This window comes from Pseudomonas sp. ZT5P21, from assembly GCF_054897785.1.
In genome coordinates, this window is the sequence record NZ_CM142705.1 from 3,492,830 (window position 1) to 3,518,474 (window position 25,645).

The window sequence follows — 25,645 nt, forward strand, 5'->3', positions numbered from 1 at the left end:
TTGTTGATGAGCTTTTGTTGTTTTTTGATTGCCGGGGTTTCTAGATTTCTGTTCTGGCCCTGACCGCCTCCACGCGCATTCGAAGCATGGCACCGATATCGAGCAAGGGGCGTGGCGGCAGCCAGCCCGGTTGCGCCCTGCGTATGACCGACTCGAGGATTGGCGAGCTGGCACCCGAGGCCATTTCGGCAAGCAACCGGCCCCACAGCGTGCCGCGCGCAACGCCGGAACCGTTGCAGCCGGCCACCGCAAAAACACCCTCTTCGACCTTGCCGAAATAGGGTTGCCCGGTGCGCGAGGCGCTCAAATGTCCGGTCCAGGTGTACTGGATGTCCTGTTCGCCCAGAAACGGAAAGCGCCGTTGCAAGCCGAGTACATGGTGTTTGCGCCGACGCAGAAGCTCGCTGTCGGTCAGGTCTCGGGAACGGTATTCCGCGGTGTTGCGGATCATCACGCGACGATCCGGTGTCAGTCGCACCGTGGCGCCGAGCGGCCGGGTGGACAGCACGCCCCACGGCTCGACAGCGCCTATGGCTTGGAACTCTTCATCTGTGAGGGGCCGGGTAAGACTGGCGCTGAGCTCCATCGGGAAGGTGCCGCTGTCGTCTATCCCCGAGCGAGGAATGAACGCGTTCAAGCACACCATGACTTGCTTCGCCTCGATGCTGCCGACGGCGCCATTGGCGCGAATACGACCGATGCCCGAACGCTCAAGGCCGGCGATGTCGGTGTTCTCGAAGACGGTCACGTTGTCCGGCAGCGCATCCAGCAAGCCCTTCACATAGTTCGCCGGTTGCAGCAACGCATTGCCGTGACCGCACCAGATCGCGGCCTGGTAATGACGGGTGCCGAGTCTTTCGTTCAGCTGTTCACCTTGCAGAAACTCCGCAGAAGCGCCGACGGCACGCAACGTCGCCAGTTTGTCCTCGACAGCGGTCAACTTGCCTGGATCGCTGACGGCGAAGAAATAGCCGGAATCCCGGAAATCGCATTCGATGCCGTGACGCGCAATGCGCTGGCGTACTTCGTCACTGGCGGCGCGTGAAATCGAGGTGTCCACTTCATAACCGGCAAAGCCGCGGTTACCGATCAGTTCATCCCTTGTCGGGTGTTCGTGGCCCACCACAAAACCCGAATTACGCGCCGAGGCGCCTTGCGCTGCGCGCTGCCGGTCAACGATCACGATCCGCGCCTGAGGGTGCATTTGCGCGAGAGAGTGCGCGGCACTCAACCCGGTGATGCCGGCACCGATAATCAGCCAGTCGGTCTTTTCCTTGCCTTTGAGAGACCGGCGAGCGGGGGAATTTCCCGCCTGCGCAATCCAGCCACATTCATTGATCATGCCTCACCTCATTGGACTGTCGTTCTGCGAGCGCATGCTGTAATCGCATGATCGTTTCCCGAAAACGCTCGCCAGAGCTAGAATCTATAAGGCCTGCAGTGATACAACCAACGTTATAAAATCATCGAGTCATTCAGAATACGCATGGATAAACTTCGCCACGTTCCCTCGCTCCAGGCCTTGCAGGCGCTGGTGGAGGTGTCCGACTCGGGCAGCTTCACTCAAGCGGCGCTCAAGTTGTGCCTGACCCAAAGTGCAGTGAGCCGAAAGATCCAGCTGTTGGAGAGCCACTTCGGCGTGCCGATGTTCGCGAGGAACAGCCGCAATGTCCGACTGACACCGGAAGGCGAACAGGTGCTGGGCACCGCCCGCAATATCCTGGCGCAACTGAAAACACTGGAGGACCGGCTCGCACCGCAGGAACGCCCCTTCCGCATCCGCATGCACGTATCACTGGCGGTACGCTGGTTGTTGCCGAAATTGAGCGAGTTCTATCGAAGTCACCCGCAGGTTTCGCTGTCGATCGAAACCGTGGCGACGGAAGTGGTAGAGCCCGCCAGCGACAGTGATGCCTACATCCTCTATCTGCCTGAACCGTCCCCTGATCCGGATTGCCTGAACCTGTTCAAGGAAGCATTGGTGCCGGTGTGCGCCCCCGGACTGGGCAACTCGACACAGCCACTGGCAACGGTGGAAGACCTGGTGAGCTTCCCGCTATTGCATCGCTCGGCGGACCGGTATGACTGGGTCCAGTGGCTGTCAGCCAATGGCGGAAGACCACTGGAGGATTACCGCCACATACCCTTCAACCTCGACGAACTGGCGCTCGACGCCGCAGCGCGAGGATTGGGCGTGGCGATGACGGACAGGACGCTGGCAGGGGAATCGATCGAACGGGGCGTGCTGGTCATCCCGTTCGGCCGCCCGTTGGAAACACGAGGTGTATATGCGTTGAATCTGCAGCCTTCAGCTACCTCCCATCCGGCCTGCGCGCTGATCCTGCAATGGTTCGCGCAGCAGGCCGAAAAGGAAGCCGACGGTGTCGATTGAGCACTAGGTGCCTCTGCCTACTCCTTCTGTCGCATTGGCAAAAGCCACACCAGCCTCGCGCACCAATGTTCGCCATTCCGCACTGCTGATCAGCCCTGCGCGCTCCATCTCATCGGCAGCCTTGAGCAACTCGTCGTACTGCTCTTCCACATCCATGCGAATCTCGGGTTGTGAAAGAAGCTTGTACCAGGCCGCCAGGGCATCCCGTCTCAGATCATCGGTCATGGTCGAACTCCCAAGGATTGTTTTCGTTTGGAAGTTCATGAGCGTGTGGCCGTTCCGGGCTCCCGACATACGGCAGAGGCAGCACGCGTTATCGTTGACGTCCATCGCGAGCAAGCTCGCTCCTGCAAGTGAATGCGTACGATCAAAAGCCAGGTCTGCACTAAACCCAATGGCAAAAAACACCACCCCCCTTGAGCACTTTCGACATAGGCCAACACCCCCGCCCCCCCTAGACTCTGTCCCCAATAACAGCGCCAACGCGCAACAGACTAAACCAGGGAAACCCTCATGAACCCATCCGACATTTTCGTTATCAGCGCCGTCCGTTCCGCCATCGGCAGCTTCGGCGGCTCGCTCAAGGATGTGCCTCCGATTCAACTGGCCACCGACGTCTGCCGCGCCGCTATCGAGCGCTCGGGGCTGGCGCCTGAACATATTGGCCATGCGGTAATGGGTCACGTGATCCCGACCGAAGCGCGTGATGCCTACATTTCCCGGGTGGTGGCGATGAATGCCGGGCTGCCGAAAGAGACGCCAGCCTTCAACGTCAACCGCCTCTGCGGTTCCGGTTTGCAGGCGATCGTCAGTGCCGCGCAAAGCCTGATGCTGGGTGATGCCGGGGCGGCGCTGGCCGGTGGCGTCGAGTCCATGAGCCGTGGCGCTTATCTGCTGCCGCAGGCGCGTTGGGGCGCACGCATGGGCGACATGCAGGCCATCGACTATATGCTCGGCGCCCTGCAAGACCCGTTTGCCGGGTTCCATATGGGCATCACCGCGGAAAACATCGCCGAGCGTTACGGCATCACTCGCCAGCTCCAGGATGAACTGGCCATGGTCAGCCAACAACGCGCAGCGCGGGCGATTGCCGAAGGCCGGTTCAACAGTCAGATCGTGCCGATCGAAGTGGCGTCGCGCAAAGGCACCGTGACCTTTGCGACCGACGAACACGTGCGCGCCGAGGTCAATGCCGAACAATTGGCCAAGATGAAGCCAGCCTTCAAGAAAGACGGCAGCGTCACCGCCGGCAACGCCTCCGGCCTGAATGACGGCGCGGGTGCGCTGATCTTGGCCACCGGTGAAATGGTGCGCGCACAAGGCCTCAAGCCGATGGCCAGGCTGGTGGGTTATGCCCATGCAGGGGTGGAGCCGGAGTTGATGGGTCTGGGTCCGATTCCCGCCACCCGACTGGTCCTCAAGCGCGCCGGTCTGACCGTGGCCGACCTGGATGTCATCGAATCGAATGAAGCCTTCGCCGCGCAAGCCTGTGCCGTGGCGCAGGAACTGGGCTTCGACCCGGAGAAGGTCAACCCCAACGGTTCGGGCATCTCGCTGGGCCACCCGGTGGGCGCCACCGGCGCGATTATCGCGACCAAAGCCATTCACGAACTGCACCGCGTTCAGGGCCGTTATGCCTTGGCGACCATGTGCATCGGCGGCGGCCAGGGCATCGCCGTGTTGTTCGAGCGCGTCTGATACGTCCACCCTGCCCCCCGTTCAGCGGGGGCAGGGTCGCGTGCCGTCGACCAAACTATTTTTCAAAGGTTTACCTGATGACCTAACCTCATAGGCTGAATGTCTAAAAACAGAGTCGGACACTCTTATGCGTCATGCACTGAAAGCCATGATCCTCGTCGCTTTCACGCTTTTCGGGGCAGGTCCCGGAATGCTGTCGGCGGCCGATCTTCCAGACGCTTCAGCGCCAAGGGCCGCAAACGCGACCCTCGCCGTTTCCCACAGCGATCTCCAGGCGCTGCAACTTCGGCTGGACAGCCTCAAACAGCAGATTTCGCTGGTCGATAACTTCAACCAGCTTGAGGGCCCGCAAGACCTGGTCCAGATGTTCATGCTGGATGTAGATCGCCTGTCGGCCTCCCTACTTCCCCTGCAGACGCAACTCCACACGCAATTGAGCGTGCTGGGACCTGTCCCTGTCGATGATGCCGCGTCCGAGCAACCCGATATCGCTGCGCAACGGACGGCGCTTACTGAGCAAAAAAACAGGATCGACACCCTCCTGAAAAACCTGGCCGCACTGAAAGCGAGTGCTACCGACCTGATCACCCAGATCGCCGTCCTTCGCCGCAACCTGCTGGAAAGCGAACTGACCCTGAGCACCCGAAGCATCCTGACCCCTGATTTCTGGTCACCGATCATCAATCCCTCACTGGACGACCGGCTGCGTTTCGGGACTTTTTTCGATCAGGCCAAAGAGGTCGTCAAATCCATCTGGCAGCCGGGCGAACGTCTCTACACCTGCACATTGTTGCTGCTGACCCTGCTCATCTGGACGCTGGGCCGCCGGATCACCGAACGAGGATTGACCTGGCTGTGCATTCACCGGATGCCGGAGGGACGCCTGCGCCGCAGCTCACTCGCGTTCGCCTCTGTTTTGGCCACGGTGCTAATGGTCGGCCTCTCCCTGCAACTGCTGTTTTATGTCTTCACGCGCCAGAGTCCGCTGACGCCGATGTTGACGACGTTCTCCCAAGAGTTCGAAAAACTCGCCTATACCTGCGTCCTGATCACCGCGCTGAGCAGCGCCCTGCTGTCCACGCAACACCCGTCCTGGCGACTGCCCGCACTGGCTGATCCGGTGGCACTGGCGCTGAAACCGTTTCCGCGGATTCTGGCCGGCGTCCTGCTGGTGCTAGTGACGCTGGTCCAGATCACCAACGCAACCGGTATGAGCAGTGATGTGGTGATCGCCGGCCGAGGAGTCGTTGCACTGGTGGTCGCGTGCATTTTCATTGTTTTGTTAGTACGCACCGGCAAAGTCCGGCGATCCGTTGTCGAGGCCGGTGCCGCCGCCGAAGCGGGCACCACGTTCGCCGGGCTGACCTACAGCTTTGCCAGCCTCGCGATGTTTGTGTGCCTGATTGCGCTGCTGACCGGCTACGTGTCCCTGGCCAGATTCATCACCTATGAACTGGTCTGGGGATTCATCATCCTCTCCGGTTTCTACCTGCTGATACAGTGCTTCAGAGACGCCTGCGAGTACCTGTTTTCAAACAAAAGTCCCAGTGGCAAGGCGCTCAAACAATCGCTGGGCATTGAAGACCAACGCCTGGAACAGATCTCAATCATCCTGTCGGGGGCTGGCCGGGCCGGACTGTTGCTGCTGGCGGTCATCACACTCTTCGTCGGCGGCATCGGCACGACCCTGGAACAACTGCTCAGCAACGTCTTTGCCATTCTCGGCGGCGCCGGGCTGCGCAAGTTCAACATCATTCCCGGTCACTTGCTCAACGCGGCACTGGCCCTGCTGATTGGCATCTACCTGATTCGCACCCTCGGTCGCTGGCTGGACAAGGAGTTCCTGCCGAAGACCGACATGGACCCGGGCATGCGCGCCTCGCTCACCACGTTGTTTGCCAACATTGGCTACGCCCTGGTCATTCTGATGACGCTGTCATCACTGGGCGTACAGTGGACCAACCTAGCCTGGATCGTCAGTGCGTTGTCGGTGGGAATTGGCTTTGGTTTGCAGGAGATCGTCAAGAATTTCGTGTCCGGCCTGATTCTGCTGACCGAACGTCCGGTGAAAGTCGGCGACCTGATCAGCATCAGCGGGGTCGAAGGCGACATCCGCCGGATCAACGTGCGGGCCACCGAAATCCAGCTCAGTGACCGCTCGATCGTCATCGTCCCGAACTCGCAGCTGATCTCGCAAAACCTGCGCAACGTGACGTTGGGCGGCAGTGCCCAAGGGGTCGCGACACTCGAACTCACCTTCCCCCTGGACATCGACCCCGAACAAGTGAAAAACCTGCTGTACGACACGTACTGCGAGCACGAAACCATTCTCGACAAACCGGCGCCGATGGTTCGGTTCAGCAAACTGACGCCCGAAGGCATCACACTGACCATCACTGGCTATGTCGGTAGCCCGAGGATTGTCGGTGTCACCAAAAGCGACTTGTTGTTTGAAATTCTCAAACGATTGGGCGCCGCCGGTATCGAACTGGCGAAGCCGGCGCCCGCAGTGTAATTGGCAGTGAAGAAACGCAAAACCTCAGCGATTCAGTGAAGGATTACAGGGTGGTGCTAGAGTGAAAGCACCCGTCTTCGTCTCACCAGATTTACACATTGGAGGATGAAGACCTGTTACGAGTATGCGTAGTTTGCCGATGACGCCTACGCTATCAAACGAGGGCTGCTTTGACCTGAATCCCGTCATTATCGAGCGCAAGGGAAAGCAAATGAGGTCTAAATATGGTATTTGAGCCCAACAGTACCCGTTCCGTTCTCCAGCGAAGAAGCAGCACCAGTATCGTCGTTCAGGCCGGTCTCGATTGCGTTGCAGTAACCGGTGTCGCGTGGTTCTTGATCAATTATCATATCGGCTTCATTTCACAAGACTACGTCATCATGCTCCTGCTACTGCTCGGGGCATTAGCCGTTGTGTATGACCATTACGCTATTTACCGCAGCAACGTTGGTTTTACCGTCAAAGCCTTCAAGCTCCTAAAGGCGTGGACTGCGACGTTTGGCTTTCTCGTGGCCATGGCTTTTCTGACCAAAACAAGCGAACAGTATTCGCGGCTGTTGGTTGGGGAGTTATTTGTTCTTGGTTACTTTGCGCAGCTGCTGTTGCACCTGGCGACACGCGAAATGCAGAAGAAGTTTCTGGCTCATCCGACGCAACTGGAAAATTCGCTGATTATTGGCTCTGGCGAACTGGCCAATTACCTTCACAAGAAAATCAGCAATAACCCTTGGCTGGGTGAGCGCATCGTCGGATGTGTGTTGATTGGCGCGAACGATGATCGGGGAAAGGAAGGTCCGGAAGGCGCCCACCGGTTATCGATACTGGGCAATATCGCCGACCTTGATGAGCTGGTTGTCAAACACGCCATTCGTACCGTCTACTTTGTGACCCCTGTCGGTGGCTCAGAAGTTATCCAGGATGTTTATTTAAGGCTGTTCGATAAACACATCGCGGTTAACTGGGTGCCTGACATTTTCGCCTTGCAGTTGATCAACCACAGTGTTCGCGAGATTGCCGGCATCCCCGTGCTGACGTTGTCTGAAACTCCGCTGATGGGGATGCGACTGTTTCTGAAGAATCTTGAGGACAAAGTCGGGGCTTTTCTCATCCTGCTTTTTGCGGCACCCGTGCTTGCGCTTGTCGCCCTCGCGATCAAGATCGATAGCCCTGGCCCGGTGTTCTTCCGTCAGGAACGCATGGGATGGAGTGGGGAGTCGTTCCGGATCTGGAAGTTCAGAAGCATGGTCGTCCATCAGCCGTCAGACGGCACCGTCAAGCAGGCGCAAAAGAATGATCCACGCGTGACCCGGGTTGGCGCCTTTATCCGACGGACCAGCCTGGATGAGCTACCGCAGTTGTTTAACGTGTTAATGGGAGAAATGTCGCTGGTGGGGCCTCGCCCGCACGCGATTCAACACGACGTGCAGTACTCGCCCGACGTCTCGGGCTACTTCGCTCGCCACAACATCAAACCCGGCATCACAGGCCTGGCTCAGGTCCGTGGCCTGCGCGGTGAAACCAGGGATATTGAGCAGATGATTCGGCGAGTTGACTCGGACATCGAATACATCAACAACTGGTCACTCTGGCTTGATTTCGTGATTCTGGTCCGGACAGTGTTGGCCTTCTCCGGCAAGCATGCCTACTAGTCCAGCCTGCTTGCGATGGACGTTAACGATAACGCCTGTTCCCCTGGATAACACGCCGCTCCTGAGTCCATCGTCGGATTGTGTTTTCAAGTGGAAACAATAATTTCGAAGACAGGGGGCAGGTTCAGATGAGAGTAGCGACTGCGCAAAGTACCGAGCAGCGCGTCTCCCGGCTCGCTGCAACAATGCAGATAGACTTTGGCAAGTCCACCAAAACCCATTTCACGGTATCGGCTTGCGACTTCTTCGTCACTCCGACCATCCGGAAACCCAAGATGAAGGGTCAGGTTTTTTCCTTCGACAGCAAATAAAGGCGTCTCCCAAAGAAACTGCGCAGCGCCTGATTTTGGAAGTCGAATAAACAAGTAGCCATAATTACCCAGCGTATCGACATCACCGCCACGCCGTCTTTTCCACTCGAGAAGTCCATCGTCCGGGCGCGCCAGGCAAGTTCCGATATCGTAATAGTCGAAGCCGTTTTCTATCGCCCACTCAAGTGCCATGAACGTCGTAATCGAGTTAATTTCACGTAACTTTTTAGTGTCCGTAAATACCGTATCAGGGTAGCCGAAACGCACCGTACTCCAATAACGCTTGCCGGCGCGAGTCACTACGCAACCAAGATGGCAAGCAACAATTTGGTCTTCCAGCAATACAAGATCGAGTCGCCCGGCAACTTTTGCCACTCTTTGAACTTCATGTGATGCAATTTGCGAGGCGGCCGAACCATGCCTTGCCGTGGCGTAAGGTTGAAGCATGTCACGGTCTGCGCTGCCTATTTCGTCATCGTTCAGCGCTTGCTTCATGCGATAACGCAGACGGTTCTTGCGCAAATTTCGACGTAACTCTGCGTTGTATCTCGCAGTAATTTCGTCAAGTGATCTGCTGAGCGGCACCACGGCACTTAGATAGTGCGGCACATATAACGCCCCAACAGTCGGGATTTCACTTACAACAACAGTGTGGTCTGACCTGTGTAGTTTCAACTGGCTATCAGGCGCTTTAGCATCAACGCCCAGTAGAACTTTCACAAATTCACGCTGGCTTTTCCTGCCCGCATAGAGAATGTCGTAATTGCTGTCTTCCTGCAGTTTGAATCTGACAATTTCCCAACGCCAAAAGCACGCTCGCCCAAGGCTGTCCCGCAGCCATGCGGCCACTTTCCTCAGTTCAAATCGCACCGAAGGAGATAAGAGTTTACGCAGTGACCCTGCCACAAATTCTTTCATTTGGTTTTCAGCACGATTAGAGGTGAGTCAATTGTGTCTGTAAAGTTACAACCAAGTGCAGGAAAACTTTCATTGGCTCGATAGTGTTCGACACCCTCAATCCAAATCAAAGAAAACAACGACGCCTATGCTCGCGACGTTGCCATTTCCAACCTGAGTAAAGGTAGAACATCGAAGTTTTGCAAGATATTTCATGAGTGTTTTTTATGACGCCAGAAGACTAGCGAAGTGTCTATGCCGGCGTCAGGAATCTCTATAGATAAGCGAGCGCAGCAAGAACATCGGATTACCCACCACATAGCGATGAAATAACCGCTTTGGTTCACTGATCAGTCTGAACACCCATTCACAGCCCAGACGTCGCATCCATTGCGGAGCGCGAGTCACCTTGCCACCGAGAAAATCCAGAATCGCTCCGCCGCACACAATCACGCATGGCGCGCCAGTGGCGGCCAACCTGACGGCGACGGCTTCCTGTTTGGGCATGCCCATCCCCAGCACAATCAGTTCGGGCTGCGACTGCCGGGCAAGATTCACGTAGACGTCCACCGGTGCGAATCCATGATGAGCAGACACCACGTTGACCGAATATTGCGCTTGGCTGTGGTGTACCGCATTGGCCAAAAAAGGCTCTTCGGTGCCCCAGAATGCCACGCGCCGCCCGCTGAAGGCTGCCAATACTTTGGGAATAAAATCGGTGCCATTCATATTGAGCCCCGGCTCCAGGCCGAGTCGACGAAACAGCACGGCCATGCCGGAACCATCCCGTAATAACACGTCAGCTGACGACAGCGCGTTGCAGTAATCCGTGTTGCGCGTCACCAGATTCATGGCATGGGCGTTGACGAATCCAAGCACTGTCGCCCCTTCTGCTCTGGACAACGCTGCAAGCAACGCCTGTTCATCACCCGAATCACGGACTACCTTGAGTTTCTGAATAAGCGTCTGCCAACTGTGCTGCCAGGACGACGCGTGCATTAGCTGTCATCTCTCTTCGAACGCACCCACCCAACCTGGCGCTTGAGCACAAAGCCTATGTACAGGGGAATTTTTTTCAACGCGTAGAACGGTGCATACAACAATGTGGAAAAAGCGATGATCCCCCGACCAAACCGACTCCATGCCAACAGGATCGTCACGCCCAAGGTTGCCAGCCCCGCCGTCGCTATCAATGCCGGCGCCAAGGGTCCGCCCAGCAGGACGAACAGCCACGACAAACCAAAGGCAGCCACCAGTATCAACGTCAGCAACGCCAACGGCGGAACCACCAAATCCACGGTCATCGCCAGCAGGTTCCCGTTGAACCGGCCAAGCGACTCCACGAACAGCTTGGGCGCATCACCGAGGATGACCCCGAGATGACCATGTTCCCAGCGCGTGCGTTGCGTACTCAAGCCTTCATCGCTGCGTGGAAAATAACTGCTCACGAGCGCATCGGGGCAAAACAACGGCGGCTTGCCGCTACGGCAGAAATCCAGACCCATCTTCAAATCTTCGACAATATGGCCACTGGCCAAATCGATCAACGCCAGGTCCCTCCACACGAATGCCATGCCCGTACCCATCAACGGACAAGGCAATCCGAGCCGGGCCCAACCCAGCGCCCGAACCCGATTCTTCACACACCAGGCAAACTCGGCAATCTGCACTTTCAGTCCGGAACCCTCGGGCGCATGCATCAAATTAAGCGCCTGCGTGGGCCGCCCCGAGTCGATGCAGCACATTGCCAGACGCTCAATAAAGCCTTCACTCACCACACAATCCGCATCGACGATGATCAAGACGTCCGGCGCATTGGCGGCCAGATGACGCACGCCAAAGTCCAGCGCATAGCCTTTGCCACGTAGTTGATCATGGTGGCGCTCCACCGCTTCGGCACCAGCAATCAGGGCCTGGGCGGCGGTGTCGTCAGAGCAGTTGTCCGCCACCACCAACAGACGATCGCCTTCTACCAACTGCGGCCGAATACTGTTTAACGTGGCGACAATGAGCGAGGATTCATTGTGGGCCGGCACCAACACCGCCACCCGCGGTCGCGGTCCCTGCGCCAGCGTGCGGGGCCGCGCAGGCAGGCACGCGAGCAGCACCTGCGCAAACAGCACCAACACCGGCAGGATGATGAGCACCAGCAGCGCACTGAACAACCAACCCAATAACGTGATCATGCGTGCGCCCTCAACAAATTGGCCAACTTGACCGCTTCGGTATCGATATCGTGGCGCTCCAGCACTTTCTGATAAGCCGACTCGCCCATCCGCTGCAACACCTCGGCAGGTTGCGCGAGGCAGTCCTTCATCGCCACTGCCAACTCATCCACGGCGCCAGCAGGAACCAACCAGCCGTTTTCATTCTGAATCACCAGCTCGGGAATGCCGGCCACATAGGTCGTCAACACCGGCCGGCGCAACGCCATGGCTTCCATGATCACCACCGGCAGTCCCTCGGCGAAGCTCGGCAACACCAAAGCGCGCGCCGCAAGGATTTCTGCCCGCACTTGCTCGCTGCTGATCCAGCCGGTAATGCGTACCCGCGTCTGCAGGCCATGCAGGGCGATGAGGGCCTCGATTTGTCCACGCATTTCCCCATCACCGGCCAGCACCAGCTCGAACTCTACGCCTTGCACCGCCAGAATGCGCGCGGCCTCGAGCAACAACAGCTGGCCTTTCTGCTCGCACAAGCGACCGACACACACCAGTCGCGGTACGGACGAAGGAGCAACAGCCAGCACATCGTGAAACGCCCGCTCCAGCCCGCAATGCACCACCTTGACCTTTTCCCAGTGCGTATGCGCCACCCAGCGAAACAACTGGCTGCGCCCATAAGAGCTGATCGCGACGACAAACGCCGCACGCCGGACTTTCTCGCCCAGATAAATGGATTGAGGTTTGTCGAATTCTTCCGGGCCATGCACGGTAAAACTGTACGCAGGCCCGCCGAGGGCATTGGCCAGCATCACCACCTCGGTTGAGTTGGTGCCAAAATGCGCATGCACGTGCTTCGCGCCAAACGCCCGTAACCAGCTCAACAGAAGGCACGCTTCGGCCAGATAGATCAGATGGTAGGGCCACGGCCGATCAGCTCGCCGCCCCATGCGCAGTGCAAGCCACAATGCCGAGAAAAAGCGTCGCGGCTGGGCGCGCACCACCTCTAGCACAGGCACTGCCAGCCCTTTGACTCCGCCCTGCAGCACATACTGGGTCTTATCGCGTTCGGACACATCCTCGGCATCCACCAACTCGGCGTCCCAACCGCGCAGGGCGATGCGCTGCACCTCAAAGCCCTGACGCTCCAACGCCAATATCTCGCGACGAATGAAGCTATGGCTGACCTTGGGGTACTGATTGATGAAATAAGCGATGCGCATAGGGACCAGGTTCAGTTGTCGTTTGGGGAAATGGACACTGCAGGCGATACTCCAGCAGTAAACGTGTCAGGAACGTCAAAACCCGCATCGCGTGGTCGGCTATAACTGCCCTTCAAGACGCTGTCTATCTTGTTAAATGTGCTTTCGAGCAGCTCATAGCGTCTGCGGTACATGGCGCGTTTTTTTGCAGCAATACTCTCGAGCGGCTTTCGGGACGGGCTCATCGGAATGTCAAAAAAGTCTGCGCGCTCTGACGGCGTCGCACCATGCTCCAGCCAGATCACATCGTAATTGGCCGCCAGCTCCTGAGATTTTTCAGCGCCAAAATACGGATGACGGTGGTGGCGACAGCCGTCCCCTACCGCATATATTTTTTTAACGCCGATGTTTGCAGCGATGTATTTCATCACTTCAATCAGAAAGCTTCTTGGCCGAAGTCCTTCGAAATCCTTGGTCAGGTCCCTGTAGATCGTCAATGACAGATCACTCTCGACACCTTTGTGAATCCCTTGGACGGCGCCGATGAAAATACACAATTCAGTGTCCGTGCGGCTCAAGGTGAACGCCAGAGAGGCAATGCGTAAATCCCCTTGGAACAGGTTCAGTACCAACTCCCCTTCACGCATGAACCAGATCGGGCGATCCAGTACCAGTGAGCAACCCGCGGAAAACGCCGACAAGTCACTCAACACCAGACGTTCACTTCGCCCGAAGAGCAGTAACGGCGGGCAGTTTTTTGTGATCACTTCGTAATGCGAGGCCAGTACATCCAACCTCTCCTCGGCGGTCCAGTGGCTACTGATATAGGGCCAATGAACAACGCCTACGGAATCGCCGCCCAACTTCTCGACGCCGGATTGACCCAAAGTGTTCGACATACGCCGCAAAAACACATTGAGCACCGACCAGTTCTTTCCAACCAGCGCCAGAAACTTGAGCTTGTTTTTCAACGCCCTGAATGAATAGCCTGGATGGAGGAAAAGTACGCTTTTGATGATCAGCCGAGTATTCATGGAAGGCTCACTTGTATTCGATCAACGCGGTCTTGCCGTTGCCGAATCTGTTCAAAAGAAACCTGAGTTGCCCGAGCATCTCGGGGAATTTTCCCAGCACGAGAAAGAACGCCAGCAGCCAGTTTTCGCGGACCGATCGATCGCCTCGACGCGCCAGGCGCAGCACTTGCAATGGATAAACCAGTAGCAAAAGCAGCCCAGGCCACCCCGCCATCAAAGTCGCGATAACTGTCGCCAGCGGGATTCCCAACCCCCAGAACCAGGCTCGTCGCGACTCACGTTGCCAATGGTGTTCCGGGGCGGCCCCGTGCAAAAATGCGCCCTCGGCAAAGGCATGACCGCCGCGCAATGTCCGCCGCCACCATTGGCCAAAGCGGGTCATGGCCGCATCGTGCAGGGTCATTTCCTCAGCCAGGCGCCAGACCTTCCATCCTCGCGCCCGCAGACGCACACACAACTCGGGCTCTTCCCCGGCAATCAGATCCGATCGAAACCCGGCCACAGCAGCAAAGGCGTCCACCCGCATCAGCGCATCACCGCCACAAGCCTTGGCCTCACCGATCGGCGTGTCCCATTCAAGGTCGCACATCAAGTTGTAAACCGAGCGCTGCGGAAAGCGCTCACGGCGCCGTCCACACACCACCGCAACGTCGGGCCGCGCGTCGAGAAAAACCTGCGCCCGGGACAGCCAGGTATCGACTACTTCGCAGTCACCGTCGACAAATTGCACATGGCGCATCGTCGGCAACAAGCCCTGCGCGCGGACAAATCCTTCATTGCGCGCGCGCGCCGCCGTAAACGGAATCGTCATATCCAGCTCGACTATCTCAACCCCGAGGCCCAGTGCCAGAGACACCGAACCGTCCGTTGACCCAGAGTCGACATACACTACTTTGTCCGCTGCACCGACCAGCGAAGTCAGGCAACGCTCAAGCCGCTGGCCTTCATTGCGACCGATCACCACGACGCCAATGCCCGTGTCCATGGGGCTCACTTGGCGTCGAAGTCGGAGGTTTCCAATGGGGCAGCCTTTGCTCCCGCGGACTGCTTTCGCTTGATAATCGCGGGCACACCCACTGCCACCGAATCATCCGGCACATCGGTCAGCACCACGGCATTGGCACCAATGATCACATTGTTGCCAATGCGGATGTTGCCCAGCACCTTGGCCCCGGTACCGATATCAACGTTGTTCCCGATCACCGGGGCGATCGGCTCGTTCACATTCTTCAGGCCCACGACCACGCCATTGCGGATACGGCAATCATCGCCGAACTGCGCATAACCGCTGATGATGATGCCGCCGAAATGATCGATGACAAAGTTGCGCCCGACCACCACTTCGCACGGCAGCTCGATACCGGTGACGATTTGCACCAGTTTGAACAGCACTTTGTAAATGAAGGAGAACAGTTTGCGTAACGGCGCCGGGCGCACGGTGTAGCGCCAGCGTCCAAAGCGATAAACCAGCATCACCCAGAATCCCTGAGCGCCCCAATCACCCGCGTAGGCACGCAAGTCTGCACGTATGTTTTCGAACATGAATGGCTCTACCGTGTGGGTTGGGTAGCGAATTGGGTATCACGCAGCAGCGCCCAGGTCGCGCGAGTATGTTGCCAGCATGCGCCAATGGCAGCACGACCGCGGCCCTTCAGTAATGCCTTGAGTGCCAGAATCAGGTCACCCAGCACCACCAGTAGCATGTGGAAGACCAAACCCGTCAAGCCGTGATGCTTGCGGAAATACAACAGCTCACTTTCGATTTGCATCTTTGGTATCTGCCGACTGACTGCATTGAGCTGGTCAACTGATTTGGCACTCTCACCGCCGATATGCACCACGGTGGTATACGGGTAATACACCACCTTCCAACCGGCCTGCTTGACGCGTTTGCAGTGGTCTATTTCCTCGTAATAAAGGAAGTAGCGCGGATCGAACAAGCCAACCTGGTCGATAACTTCTCGGCGAATCAGGTAATAGCAGCCTGGCACCCAGTCACATTCACGAACCGAGGCATGATCCCACTCCATGTCATCGACTCTCTTTACCACCGGGAATAAACGTTCTAGTCCGGTGCGTGAAAGAAAGATATTCAACGGCGTCGGAAAATAGCGACAGGACGGTTGCAAATCCCCGTCTCGCCCGACCAGCCGGACGCCGAGAACACCGCAATCCGGCTGCGCCTCCATGTAGTCGAGGGTTTTTTTCAGGGTGTCTGCGGCCACGAAGGCATCGGTATTCAGGAGCAACGCGTACTTGCCCTGCAAGTGTTCGACCAATTGATTGTTGGCACGACCAAAGCCGACATTATCTTCATTGGCCAGCAACAACGCTTGCGGACAAACAGTTGCCAGACACTCCAACGAATTATCGGCGGAGGCATTGTCCACTACCAAATAGCGCGCTTGATCCGCACCGTTCGGCTGGCGCAACGCGTTGAACATGGGCTGCAACAGACCTGCGGTATTGTAATTAACGACCAACACATCAAGGGGAGCACTAACCATTGGGTTGTTCGCCAAAAAAATAAGCCGACCTCATTGCTTGCAGCTTCGGTTCAAGTTCCGGGTCATACACCCCCTCGCGCTGTCGAATCAGGTCAATCCACGGATAAGTGGCGCTACGCTCCTCGATATTCTTCAACAGCGTTTCCATCGTACAGATAACTCTGGCTGGATTACCCCCGACCACCACCCCGGGCGGAACGTCTCTCAGTACAACCGCGCCAGCGGCCACAAGTGAATCCGGGCCAATCGTGACGCGCGGCATGACTATAGCGCCATGGCCAATAAAGGAATTATCACGGATATCGACGGGGCCGACAGAATCGAGTTTCAGTCCATCACGCGCATTAAATAACGCGACGCTGCCATCGTGGCCGAATATTGTGCAATCGGATAAACCTACGTTGTTCCCACATCGAAGCATCGAAGGGTCGGTGATGTTGCAACCGAGATTGATCCATACGCCTTTACCGATGGAATGCAGCCCCCCCCATCGCGCCAGATGCTCAGCCCATTCATAACCGTTTGGTTTACAAAGCTTTTTGTAGAGCGAGGTTCCACGTCCTGTCGTTTTGGCGTAGTGAGCAATAGCGCGCTTAAGTAGACTAATCATCCTGTCAGCCTCGAAAATTCAAATAGACGTCTGTGCCAAGGTCAGGTCCACCCTGATTCTTGCTTACCGCGACCTTTAGCGTAGCCTCCTCCCTGAAATCCGACACGCCGATAATCTACAAATGCTTCCACTCAGGACTAATGGCCCACCAAGGGCCTGATGCTCACTGCGTGTGCCCGGCAACCCCCACTGGCGAACTGCTGCTCCCACGACTCTTCGCAAAAGCATCGGCGAGGGTAGTCTCAAATAATTGTGCAGAGCTCTCCCAAGTACTTGAGGCTACGGTTTGATAAGCCATCTCCGAAACCGCGCGCCACTCCAAATCGTCTAGCGTCAAAAGGTATTCAACCCCACGAGCCAAGCCATCAAAGTCATCAATATCGGTGAGTACACCGTTTTTGAAATTAACTATCGCCTCTACAGGCCAGCCAGTACGCGTTGAAACGACTGGCGTCCTGCACGCCATTGCTTCCATCGCCGTCAGATTGAAGCCTTCACTCCGGCTTGCGGTGAGCCATACATCACATTGCGAATAAAAATCACGAATAGAATCCTGGTCAGGAGACAGATAAAACTCAAGATTCTTGGGGAACGTGTAAGCACCCGTAGGAGGGAAACTCCCGAAGGCGATAACTCGAAGCGTGGGAAATTTTTCTTCGAGCGAAGAAATCACCTGAAGCGCAACATCGACCCCCTTTAACGGTGTTTCATGGTACAAAATTCCGATTGTTGGCCGAGGCTGTTTCCCCCTCGGCGCGGCGAAAAACTGCTGATGATCAACACTGTTTTCCACCAGGGCAACATCAGCATCGCCATACTCCACGCGCATTAAATCTGCCAACCACTTCGAAATGATTATTTTATGCAAAGGCATTTTGTACGTTGCCACAACCCTATCCACCGGGCAGAACGGAAACACTTCATGCCCCTGTATAAAATACATTTTTACACCCTTGGCCGGACTCAGAGCATTGACCCACTCAGCCGTTTCCCACCACGTTGCAATGACAACATCAGCATCTGGAATATCCGATTCCACCATTGGCCTGTATTTGTCTATCATCCGGTGATCAAGGCCAAGACCGTCTAAATGCGATGGAATTGTCGGGATTGGCGGCCAGCCCTTTCCCGTGACGAAACTCTTTATCTTCTTGCGCAGCGAAAGAGAAGGCATAGGCTGGGAAACCAGTTTCACCTCATGCCCCCTTTCAGCCAATGCCTTGGCGTAAATCGCAACGGTGCGAATCCCGCCAGACAGGCTCGCCACAGATAATACAAACGTCACTTTCATTAGAACCACTCCAATCCCCCCCCTGAAAATCAGAGGCGACCTATTCAAATCCGATCCGACACACTAACTTATATTATTCAAATGCTCAGCCAACCTGAGAGCAAGCTGCAAAAGAGGCATGGTGGGATTAGAGGCGCCGCCGGTAGCAAAAACACTACTCCCCGCAACATGAAGATTCTCGACACCAAATACCTTGCAGTTTTCGTCGACCACCCCAAATTCCGGCGCCGTCGCCATCCGCGTGGTCCCCATGTGGTGAGCATGGGGGTTGAGCTTCAGTGGCACGGACACGTCATAAACGCACTCTTCCAACCTGACTAAACCCAGTCCCGTTTCGGCAAAACACTTGGCCATTTCCAGCCCTATGCATTTGACGGTATTGCGGTCTGCCGGGCCCAGTTCCCAATGCACCGTTGCCTTGCGCATCCCTAATGCATCGCGCTCTGCGAGCAACGAAACGCGGCTAGCGGGGTTGGGAAACTGCTCGATCAACGTGCCGATTACGCCATCCCCAGGGCAATCGAACCGGGTAATGAATTCAATTTTTTTCTCCCAGCCTACCTCGCAAACGAGATTCTCGAAAAAACTCTTGATGGCAGCTGTTCGTCCATAGGCTCGCACTTCAGCTAGCAGTGAGGCACTCACGTTTCCTTTTCCCGACCCATACTCCATCACGAATGCATCGGTCGTGAAGTACTGGCGAGCATCCGTTTCCTGCCCCTCTCGGAGGATGAAGGTGCCGAGCTCAACATTCAGATGCTCCATGAAACACCTGCCGACCAAACCATCCTTGCTCACGATGCCGCCCGCTGCCAGCGACTCACTGTTGAGCAGTTGCCTGGCATTCTCGATTGCGCCTGTCGCCAGAATGAACTGTTTTGCCGCCACTCGTTCTCGGTGCAACTCGTAGTCCGAGACGACTATCGTCGCTATGCGGCCGGTCTTGCTGTCGAATTCAAAATCGACGCAGTTGCAGTTGATGAAGACATCAAGCCCCTCAGTCTCATTGAGCTCCTTGGCATATTTCTGTGCAAAACGCGTCGGCGGACTGAGCAGGAAACGATCAGCGTTAAACTCGGCACCGTCCAAAGAAGCATTGGTCGTCTTGAATCCGGAGTCCGGTGACAGATCCAAAATAGCCATGGCCTGCGGTAAATGACGCTCCATCTCGGGAAACGCGATGGGCCAACCGGGCAAGTGCACAGGAGGGCCCACGGTGAAGTCGGACGGTTCAAAGGGACGGCAGCGACCGGCCCAGTGATTGGAAGTCCCGCCAAGATAGCGCAGGCGTGTTCCCTCTGCGTAGACCTCGAGACCTGTCGATGGGCACTGGTAGAGGCTTTGCGAGTTCTGCGAATACTCGTGTCCCCCGCCCTCAAGAAGCAGCACGCGCCTGCCGTTGCCGGCCAAACGCAAGGCCAGCGTAATGCCGGCGGGCCCTGCGCCGATGATGCAGACGTCATAAAAGTCGCGGAGTTCTTTGTGCGTTTGGTAGTCTTTGATCATGCTGGCGTTGGCCGAAAATGCCGGGCAGGCAGCACCCATCCGTTGATCACAACGTACGCCGACTTATCGACGGATTTAACAACAGAAGGCCGCGCAACGGCTTCTGAAAATCCAGCTATGAGCCCCCCGAGACTCAACAGGGCAAACGCCTCGAGAAAGACCCTGCGGCCCATATTAGAAGTATTCAAATCAAGTTCGTGCATGATTTAAAGCTCCCCGACATTAAAGTCAAAACCCGTTAGCAAGTCCCAACACTAATTCCCCGCACAACACCCCTACCAGCACCATCGGCAGCACTATCAGTTCACGCTTGATGTCGAACAAACCCACCTTGCAATTGACATACACCACCAGGACCAGCGTAGGAACGGCATGCAGGGCGACACCCCAAATCGCATATTCCACGCCGCCAATCGCCAGCAGAAGTGGCAGTAACACCCATAACGAGACGACACGAATAATGTTATCCATGGCTTGGTACTTCGTAAGTCCCAAGGCCAGCCAGGCTTGATGCGCCACGACGAAGCGATACGTGAAAAAGGACAGTGAAAGAATCGCCAGCATGTTGCCCGCATCGGCATAACGCTCGTCGTACAAGAGGCTGATGAGCAGTGGACTGCCGGTCCAGAACAGCCCGCAAAGAAACAGCGAGGCCAGATCGAACATCAACTTGAAGCGGTAATACAAAGCGTGGAGCCGTGCGGTGTCATTGGTTCGTGCGGCCTCACTGAAGGCCGGCAGGGCCACGGCCCCGACCAACCTTTGCATGCCCTGTTGAAGAGCGCCCAAAATCAGCACGGCAATGGAGTAGACACCCAGTTCCGTGGCCGACATGCTGCCGCCGAACCAGATACGATCACCGTTCATGGCCAGTACGCCCACGGCCGAAGACAACAGCATCCAGCGCCCGAAGACCATCACCTCCCGGAGCGCCGAACGATCCCAGTGCAGACGGTTAGGCGACCCCGCAAACCAGACATGACCCAGAAGTGTCATGACCAAAGCCGAGGCCAGGCCGGCCCCCACCAGCGACCAGATAGACCGGGTGAAATAACCGATGACCAACATTAGCAGCAGGCCGAAAAGCTGGGACACGAACTCGGCGAGCACGACTTTTTTCTGCTGGAAGTCGCGAACTGCCACGTCGACTTTGGTCGACTGGAAACCATAGATGAGCGCGGAAAAACCAGTGAAGGCCAGCACCAGTGGCAACTCCGGTGCTGCATAAGTGGAATGGGCCGACCACACATTGATAACTTGAGCGAACCAGGCAAAGCCTGCGATCAGCAATGTCGAGGCAAAAAGGATAAAGCCGCGGATGATCTGTACCGTCCACACGGTATTGAGAAACGCCGGATCGTCACCCCGCGGGCTCTGAACGATGTTTTGGCGCAAGCCGACATCGGAAAGCAGATGAAGCACCACCGAAACGGTGGTGGCGATGACCATGATGCCAAACATTTCCGGCATCAGCAGCCGAGCCATGATCAGGTTGCCACCCAAACGAATGGCTTGAGACGTCACCAGCGCCCCCAGATTCCATGCACCGGCGGATATCGCTCGCCTGCGCAGGCTCAACGATGGCAACAAATCAGCTGGCGGCATCACAACAACCCCGGACTCAACGACACGAAAGGTACTATAGTCGCAATTTGCCATTCCACTAGTACCTGTCATTCACCCACCAATAAGCCTGACAACCCATGCCTGAGCACTTTCGCGCGTTAGTCGTCATCCTGGTTCTTGCCGGCGTTGTTTTCGCCATGGCACGCCGAGCTGCACGAGACCTGATCCCTTACAACGACTTCACCCGTCGGCGTAATCTGTGGTTCGTGCTGACCATTCTGGCCTTTGTCTCGCACAGCTTCTGGGTGTATGTGGCCGTGACAGTCGTGGTGTTGAGTGTCGCAAGAAAGCGCGAGCACAATCCCGCGGCCCTGTTTTTTATTCTGCTGTTTCTGGTCCCGCCGGCCTCGGCGCAGGTGCCAGGCTTCGGTCTGATCAATTATTTTATCGACCTCAACTATGTTCGCCTGCTGTCCTTGTGCGTCTTGCTGCCGGCTTTTTTCGTTCTGCGCGGGCGAGCAGATACGCGTGCGTTCGGGCGGACCTGGCCGGACAAACTGCTCGCCGCGTACCTGATACTGACCAGCCTGCTTTTACTGCGCGAAACCACCGTCACCGACACGTTGCGCCAATCGCTCTACCTGTTCACCGACATTTTTCTGCCTTACTACGTCGCCAGCCGGGCACTGAAAAACCTCAGCGACTTTAAGGACGCCCTGCTGGCTTTTGTCCTCGCGGCCATGGTGATGTCGCTTATCGGACTCTTCGAATTTTCCCGCAGCTGGCTGCTCTACAATGGGCTGATCAGCGCCATGGGCATGCACTGGGAAATGTCCAGCTACTTGAACCGGGGTGGCTTGCTACGTGCCAGTGTCACCACCGGCCAGGCCATTGCGCTGGGAATGGTGATCAGCGTGGCCATCGGTTTTTACCTGTTTTTGCAAGAAGGTGTGCGCAGTAAATTCCAGCGCCTTCTGGGTGCACTGCTGCTCGCCGGCGGTCTGTTTGCACCGCTGTCGCGCGGCCCGTGGATCGGCGCAGCCAGCATGCTCATGGTGTTCGTCGCCACCGGCCGGAGCGCGATCAAACGCCTGATGCTGTTGGCGCTCGCCGCAGTGCTTGCCCTCCCCCTGCTGCCCATCGTGCCGGGCGGGCAAAAAGTGCTGGACCTGCTACCGTTCATCGGCACGGTAGAAGTCGAGAACATAACCTATCGCCAGCGCTTGATTGATAACTCATTGATCGTGATCCAGCGCAACCCTTGGCTCGGCTCCGTTGATTTCCGTAACACTCCAGAAATGCAGGCCATGATTCAGGGCGAGGGGATCATCGATATCGTCAACACCTATATCGGCATAGCACTTTCGTCCGGACTGATTGGATTGACGATTTTCGTGGCTTTTTTCGGCACTGTTCTGTTCGGTATCCGCAAGGCGATGCGTACGTTCCCCAACAAAGACGATGAAGCGCGTCGACTGGGACGCGCACTCCTCGCGACACTGGCCGGAATTCTGGTGACCATCGTCACCGTCAGCAGCATCACGGTGATCCCCGTGGTGTACTGGTCAGTCGCCGGACTGGGCGTCGCCTATGCTCAGATGGCCCGCAGCCTTAAACATACCTCCAATTCAGTCACTGCGAGTGCCCACCTCCAACTCCGGTAACCCCATGGCCAGTTTTTTTCGCCGCACCCGTTTGCTGATTCCGATTATGTTGCCTTTTGTTCTTTGGCCGTTTAGCACCTGGGCGTCTGACTGGGTCGCCAGCGTCGATGATAAAAGCGGTCTGCCAGTGCTGGTGCGTGGCGGTAGCCCCGTCGTTGCTTCTTCATTCGTCTTCTTTGGGAGCAATTGGGGCTGGACGTATTTTCCAACGGAGTTCAAGACAAACGCCCCCTACAGTTACTCGCTCGCAGGCCAGAACAAAACGCTGGATTTCGACCTGACTGCAAAAATCCAGAAGGAAGGCGAGCAGAAAATAACCTGGGATTTTGCCCTCGAGGCACACAGCACGAAGCCCGGCGTGATGGGTGGGGGGGTCGTCTTCAATTTCGACCCGGCCCTTTTCTCGGGAGAAATGGGCGAGCCGGTTTTGCTTCCTGGCAACACAGGCTGGTCCTGGGGAAATGCGCAAGGGCGACAAATTGAGATGCGTTTCGAGCCTGCGCTGGCGGGTGTGTACTTTGAACCGGGTGATAAATCTGAAGTGCGCGCTTTTTTCTACAAGAACACGATCAAGCCCGGCCGTCAGAATATCAAAGCTACCTTGACCCTATCCGGCGATGTGGCACTGGGCCCCACGACTACCGAGCGCTTCGGCATGGTCGACCCGAAGAGCTGGCCGAGTGACAAGCTCGACTGGAAAACCTCCCCGGTCGATCTGTCCTTCCTGAACGCCAATGAAAAACCTGCCGGCAAACGCGGCTTCGTCAAAGCGTCCGGCGAGCAGTTACTGTTCGCAGACAACACCCCGGCGCGCTTTTGGGGTACTAACATGTCCGCTTATGCACTGTTCCGCACGCCGGACGATGACATCAAGCTGCAGGCCAAACGCCTGTCGGCACTCGGTTTCAATCTCGTGCGCCTGCACCACCATGATTCTCCATGGGTCAGCCCCAATATTTTTGGCGACCCTGCCCTCCCTCATGACACCCAACAGCCCAGCCCGGAATCACTGAAGAAAATCGACTGGTGGATAAAGTGCCTGAAAGACGAGGGCATTTACGTATGGCTCGATCTGCACGTCGAACGCGCCTTGACTGAAAAAGACAATATTTATGGCTTCGAAGAGATGCCGAAAAACAGCGCCAACAGCGCCGATCTCAAGGGCTATGCCTATGTGAATATCACCATTCAGCAGGCGATGAAGCGCTTTGCCGCCGCCTATCTGACCCACGTAAATTCCTATACCGGACTAGCCTACAAAGACGATCCGGCGATCGCGGCGGTACTGATTACCAACGAAAACGACGTCACCCATCACTTCGGCAATGCCTTGCTACCAGACAAGAACGTTCCAAAACACAGCAAGATCTACATGGCCGAAGCCGAGGCGTTTGCCAACCAGCACAACCTGCCCGCAAGCAAAACCTGGCGTTCCTGGGAGCATGGCCCCTCCAAACTGTTCCTCAATGATTTGGAGCGACGTTTCGACGTAGACATGATCAAGCACCTGCGTGATGTGGGCGTGAAAGTCCCCATCGCCACGACAAGCAGTTGGGGCGGCGATGGCCTTAGCTCCCTGCCCGCTCTTACTTCCGGCGACGTCATCGACACGCATAGCTACGGAGGCTCCGGGCAGTTGGAGAAAAACCCGCTCAGCAGCGCCGGCATCGTCGACTGGATTGCCGCAGGGCAGGTCACAGGCAAGCCCCTGACCGTCACCGAGTGGAACAGTGAGCCCTTCCCGACACCCGACCGCCACTCGCTGCCTCTCTATGTAGCCGGCACCGCCAGTCATCAAGGCTGGGATGCGCTGATGCAATATGCCTACAGCCAGGAACCACTTTCCGGAGGATGGATGACGGGCGGCAACTGGAACGCCTATAACGACCCTGCAACCCTGGCCACGCTCCCGGCCGCCGCCCTGCTTTATCGCCGCGCCGACGTCAGCGAAGCCAGCACGACTTATGTCTTCGCGCCGACGTCAGCAACCCTGTTCAACCAATCCATCACACCGGCCAATTCTGCTCTGCTGCGCACCGCCAGGGAGAAAGGCAAGCTGCAAATCGCCATGCCTCAAACGCCGGAATTGCCCTGGTTACAGACGGGCGCCAGCGCCAGCAATGCGCAGGTGTTTCATGACCCTGACCAGTCGCTGCTGGACGCCAATGCCAGCGAGGCCACGACCGATACCGGTGAACTGAAACGCAACTGGAAACAAGGCATCTACACCATCAATACGCCGCGCACCCAGGCAGCAACGGGATGGATCGGCGGCGAGGCGATCAGCCTCGGCAACGTTCAGGTTCAAGTGAAGACCCCTAATGCGAGCGTGGTGGTGCAAAGTCTGAACGACACACCGATCGGCCAATCGCAGGATCTGATGATTTCGCTGGGCACCCGCGCCATCCCCAAAGAAGACGAAAAAACGCCTTTTCATGTGGAGCCTATTGCAGGCACGCTGGCTATCCAGGCGCCGCCGGGTTTGACACTGTTCACCCACGGCACCCTTGCACAAATGAAGAAGCTGCCGGCTACCTACCTTGATGGCCGTTATACGATCAAGTTCGACGACCTGCAGGCTTCCAATTGGTTGTTCTTAAGAAAGAGTGCCACTCGCTGACGGTACAATCTGCGTTTGCAC

The 25,645-nt window shown here is 56.8% G+C and carries 20 protein-coding genes; 6 read left to right on the forward strand and 14 right to left on the reverse strand.

Going from position 1 to position 25,645, the window contains the following annotated elements; genetic code table 11:
- Positions 1-40: 40 nt before the first annotated feature.
- Positions 41-1,342 (reverse strand): NAD(P)/FAD-dependent oxidoreductase, encoded by a 1,302-nt coding sequence (locus ACYZT9_RS16220; RefSeq protein WP_462006437.1) that lies wholly within the window; start codon positions 1,340-1,342, stop codon positions 41-43.
- A gap of 144 nt (positions 1,343-1,486) precedes the next feature.
- Here ACYZT9_RS16220 and ACYZT9_RS16225 point away from each other — a divergent pair, with 144 nt between their 5' ends.
- Positions 1,487-2,392, forward strand: a complete 906-nt coding sequence (locus ACYZT9_RS16225) for a LysR substrate-binding domain-containing protein (protein WP_462006438.1) — start codon at positions 1,487-1,489, stop codon at positions 2,390-2,392.
- A 3-nt stretch (positions 2,393-2,395) separates the two neighbouring features.
- Here ACYZT9_RS16225 and ACYZT9_RS16230 read toward each other — a convergent pair whose 3' ends face one another.
- Positions 2,396-2,617, reverse strand: a complete 222-nt coding sequence (locus ACYZT9_RS16230; protein WP_462006439.1) for a hypothetical protein — start codon at positions 2,615-2,617, stop codon at positions 2,396-2,398.
- A gap of 288 nt (positions 2,618-2,905) precedes the next feature.
- Here ACYZT9_RS16230 and ACYZT9_RS16235 point away from each other — a divergent pair, with 288 nt between their 5' ends.
- The 3 genes from ACYZT9_RS16235 to ACYZT9_RS16245 all read left to right on the forward strand — a co-directional run bounded on the left by ACYZT9_RS16235 (position 2,906) and on the right by ACYZT9_RS16245 (position 8,254).
- On the forward strand, positions 2,906-4,090 hold the full coding sequence (locus ACYZT9_RS16235; RefSeq protein WP_462006440.1) for an acetyl-CoA C-acyltransferase family protein: 1,185 nt from the start codon (positions 2,906-2,908) through the stop codon (positions 4,088-4,090).
- A gap of 127 nt (positions 4,091-4,217) precedes the next feature.
- Positions 4,218-6,605, forward strand: coding sequence for a DUF3772 domain-containing protein (locus ACYZT9_RS16240; protein ID WP_462006441.1), 2,388 nt, complete (start codon positions 4,218-4,220; stop codon positions 6,603-6,605).
- Between the two features lie 224 nt (positions 6,606-6,829).
- Entirely contained in the window at positions 6,830-8,254 is a 1,425-nt protein-coding gene (locus tag ACYZT9_RS16245) for an undecaprenyl-phosphate glucose phosphotransferase (RefSeq protein ID WP_462006442.1), read from the forward strand.
- 86 nt (positions 8,255-8,340) lie between these two features.
- Here ACYZT9_RS16245 and ACYZT9_RS16250 read toward each other — a convergent pair whose 3' ends face one another.
- The 12 genes from ACYZT9_RS16250 to ACYZT9_RS16305 form a co-directional block, all read right to left on the reverse strand.
- Positions 8,341-9,483 (reverse strand): hypothetical protein, encoded by a 1,143-nt coding sequence (locus ACYZT9_RS16250; RefSeq protein WP_462006443.1) that lies wholly within the window; start codon positions 9,481-9,483, stop codon positions 8,341-8,343.
- A gap of 243 nt (positions 9,484-9,726) precedes the next feature.
- The gene (locus ACYZT9_RS16255; protein ID WP_462006444.1) at positions 9,727-10,461 is read right to left on the reverse strand and encodes a WecB/TagA/CpsF family glycosyltransferase; all 735 of its coding nucleotides are present in this window, start codon (positions 10,459-10,461) and stop codon (positions 9,727-9,729) included.
- Complete coding sequence (locus ACYZT9_RS16260; RefSeq protein ID WP_462006445.1) at positions 10,461-11,648, reverse strand: glycosyltransferase family 2 protein; 1,188 nt, start codon at positions 11,646-11,648, stop codon at positions 10,461-10,463. The genes ACYZT9_RS16255 and ACYZT9_RS16260 overlap by 1 nt, the downstream gene beginning before the upstream one ends.
- The gene (locus tag ACYZT9_RS16265; protein ID WP_462006446.1) at positions 11,645-12,847 is read right to left on the reverse strand and encodes a glycosyltransferase; all 1,203 of its coding nucleotides are present in this window, start codon (positions 12,845-12,847) and stop codon (positions 11,645-11,647) included. The genes ACYZT9_RS16260 and ACYZT9_RS16265 overlap by 4 nt, the downstream gene beginning before the upstream one ends.
- Positions 12,848-12,858: 11 nt before the next feature.
- Positions 12,859-13,860: a DUF535 family protein gene (locus ACYZT9_RS16270; RefSeq protein WP_462006447.1), complete on the reverse strand. Its 1,002-nt coding sequence runs from the start codon at positions 13,858-13,860 to the stop codon at positions 12,859-12,861.
- Between the two features lie 7 nt (positions 13,861-13,867).
- Positions 13,868-14,845 carry a glycosyltransferase family 2 protein gene (locus ACYZT9_RS16275; RefSeq protein WP_462006448.1) on the reverse strand — a complete coding sequence of 326 codons (978 nt, stop codon included), beginning with the start codon at positions 14,843-14,845 and terminating at the stop codon, positions 13,868-13,870.
- A gap of 5 nt (positions 14,846-14,850) precedes the next feature.
- The gene (locus ACYZT9_RS16280; protein WP_462006449.1) at positions 14,851-15,402 is read right to left on the reverse strand and encodes a serine O-acetyltransferase; all 552 of its coding nucleotides are present in this window, start codon (positions 15,400-15,402) and stop codon (positions 14,851-14,853) included.
- Between the two features lie 8 nt (positions 15,403-15,410).
- Positions 15,411-16,367 (reverse strand): glycosyltransferase family 2 protein, encoded by a 957-nt coding sequence (locus tag ACYZT9_RS16285; protein ID WP_462006451.1) that lies wholly within the window; start codon positions 16,365-16,367, stop codon positions 15,411-15,413.
- Positions 16,360-16,977 (reverse strand): acyltransferase, encoded by a 618-nt coding sequence (locus ACYZT9_RS16290; protein WP_462006452.1) that lies wholly within the window; start codon positions 16,975-16,977, stop codon positions 16,360-16,362. The genes ACYZT9_RS16285 and ACYZT9_RS16290 overlap by 8 nt, the downstream gene beginning before the upstream one ends.
- Before the next feature lie 163 nt (positions 16,978-17,140).
- A complete protein-coding gene (locus tag ACYZT9_RS16295) occupies positions 17,141-18,268 on the reverse strand; it encodes a glycosyltransferase family 4 protein (RefSeq protein WP_462006453.1) in 1,128 nt (375 codons plus the stop codon).
- 63 nt (positions 18,269-18,331) lie between these two features.
- Complete coding sequence (locus ACYZT9_RS16300; RefSeq protein ID WP_462010239.1) at positions 18,332-19,774, reverse strand: FAD-dependent oxidoreductase; 1,443 nt, start codon at positions 19,772-19,774, stop codon at positions 18,332-18,334.
- Between the two features lie 228 nt (positions 19,775-20,002).
- Positions 20,003-21,379, reverse strand: a complete 1,377-nt coding sequence (locus ACYZT9_RS16305; RefSeq protein WP_462010240.1) for an oligosaccharide flippase family protein — start codon at positions 21,377-21,379, stop codon at positions 20,003-20,005.
- 98 nt (positions 21,380-21,477) lie between these two features.
- Between ACYZT9_RS16305 and ACYZT9_RS16310 the strand changes: the two genes are divergently transcribed.
- Positions 21,478-23,004 (forward strand): O-antigen ligase family protein, encoded by a 1,527-nt coding sequence (locus tag ACYZT9_RS16310; RefSeq protein ID WP_462006454.1) that lies wholly within the window; start codon positions 21,478-21,480, stop codon positions 23,002-23,004.
- Between the two features lie 4 nt (positions 23,005-23,008).
- Positions 23,009-25,624 carry a glycoside hydrolase 5 family protein gene (locus ACYZT9_RS16315; protein ID WP_462006455.1) on the forward strand — a complete coding sequence of 872 codons (2,616 nt, stop codon included), beginning with the start codon at positions 23,009-23,011 and terminating at the stop codon, positions 25,622-25,624.
- The last annotated feature ends 21 nt before the right edge of the window (positions 25,625-25,645 follow it).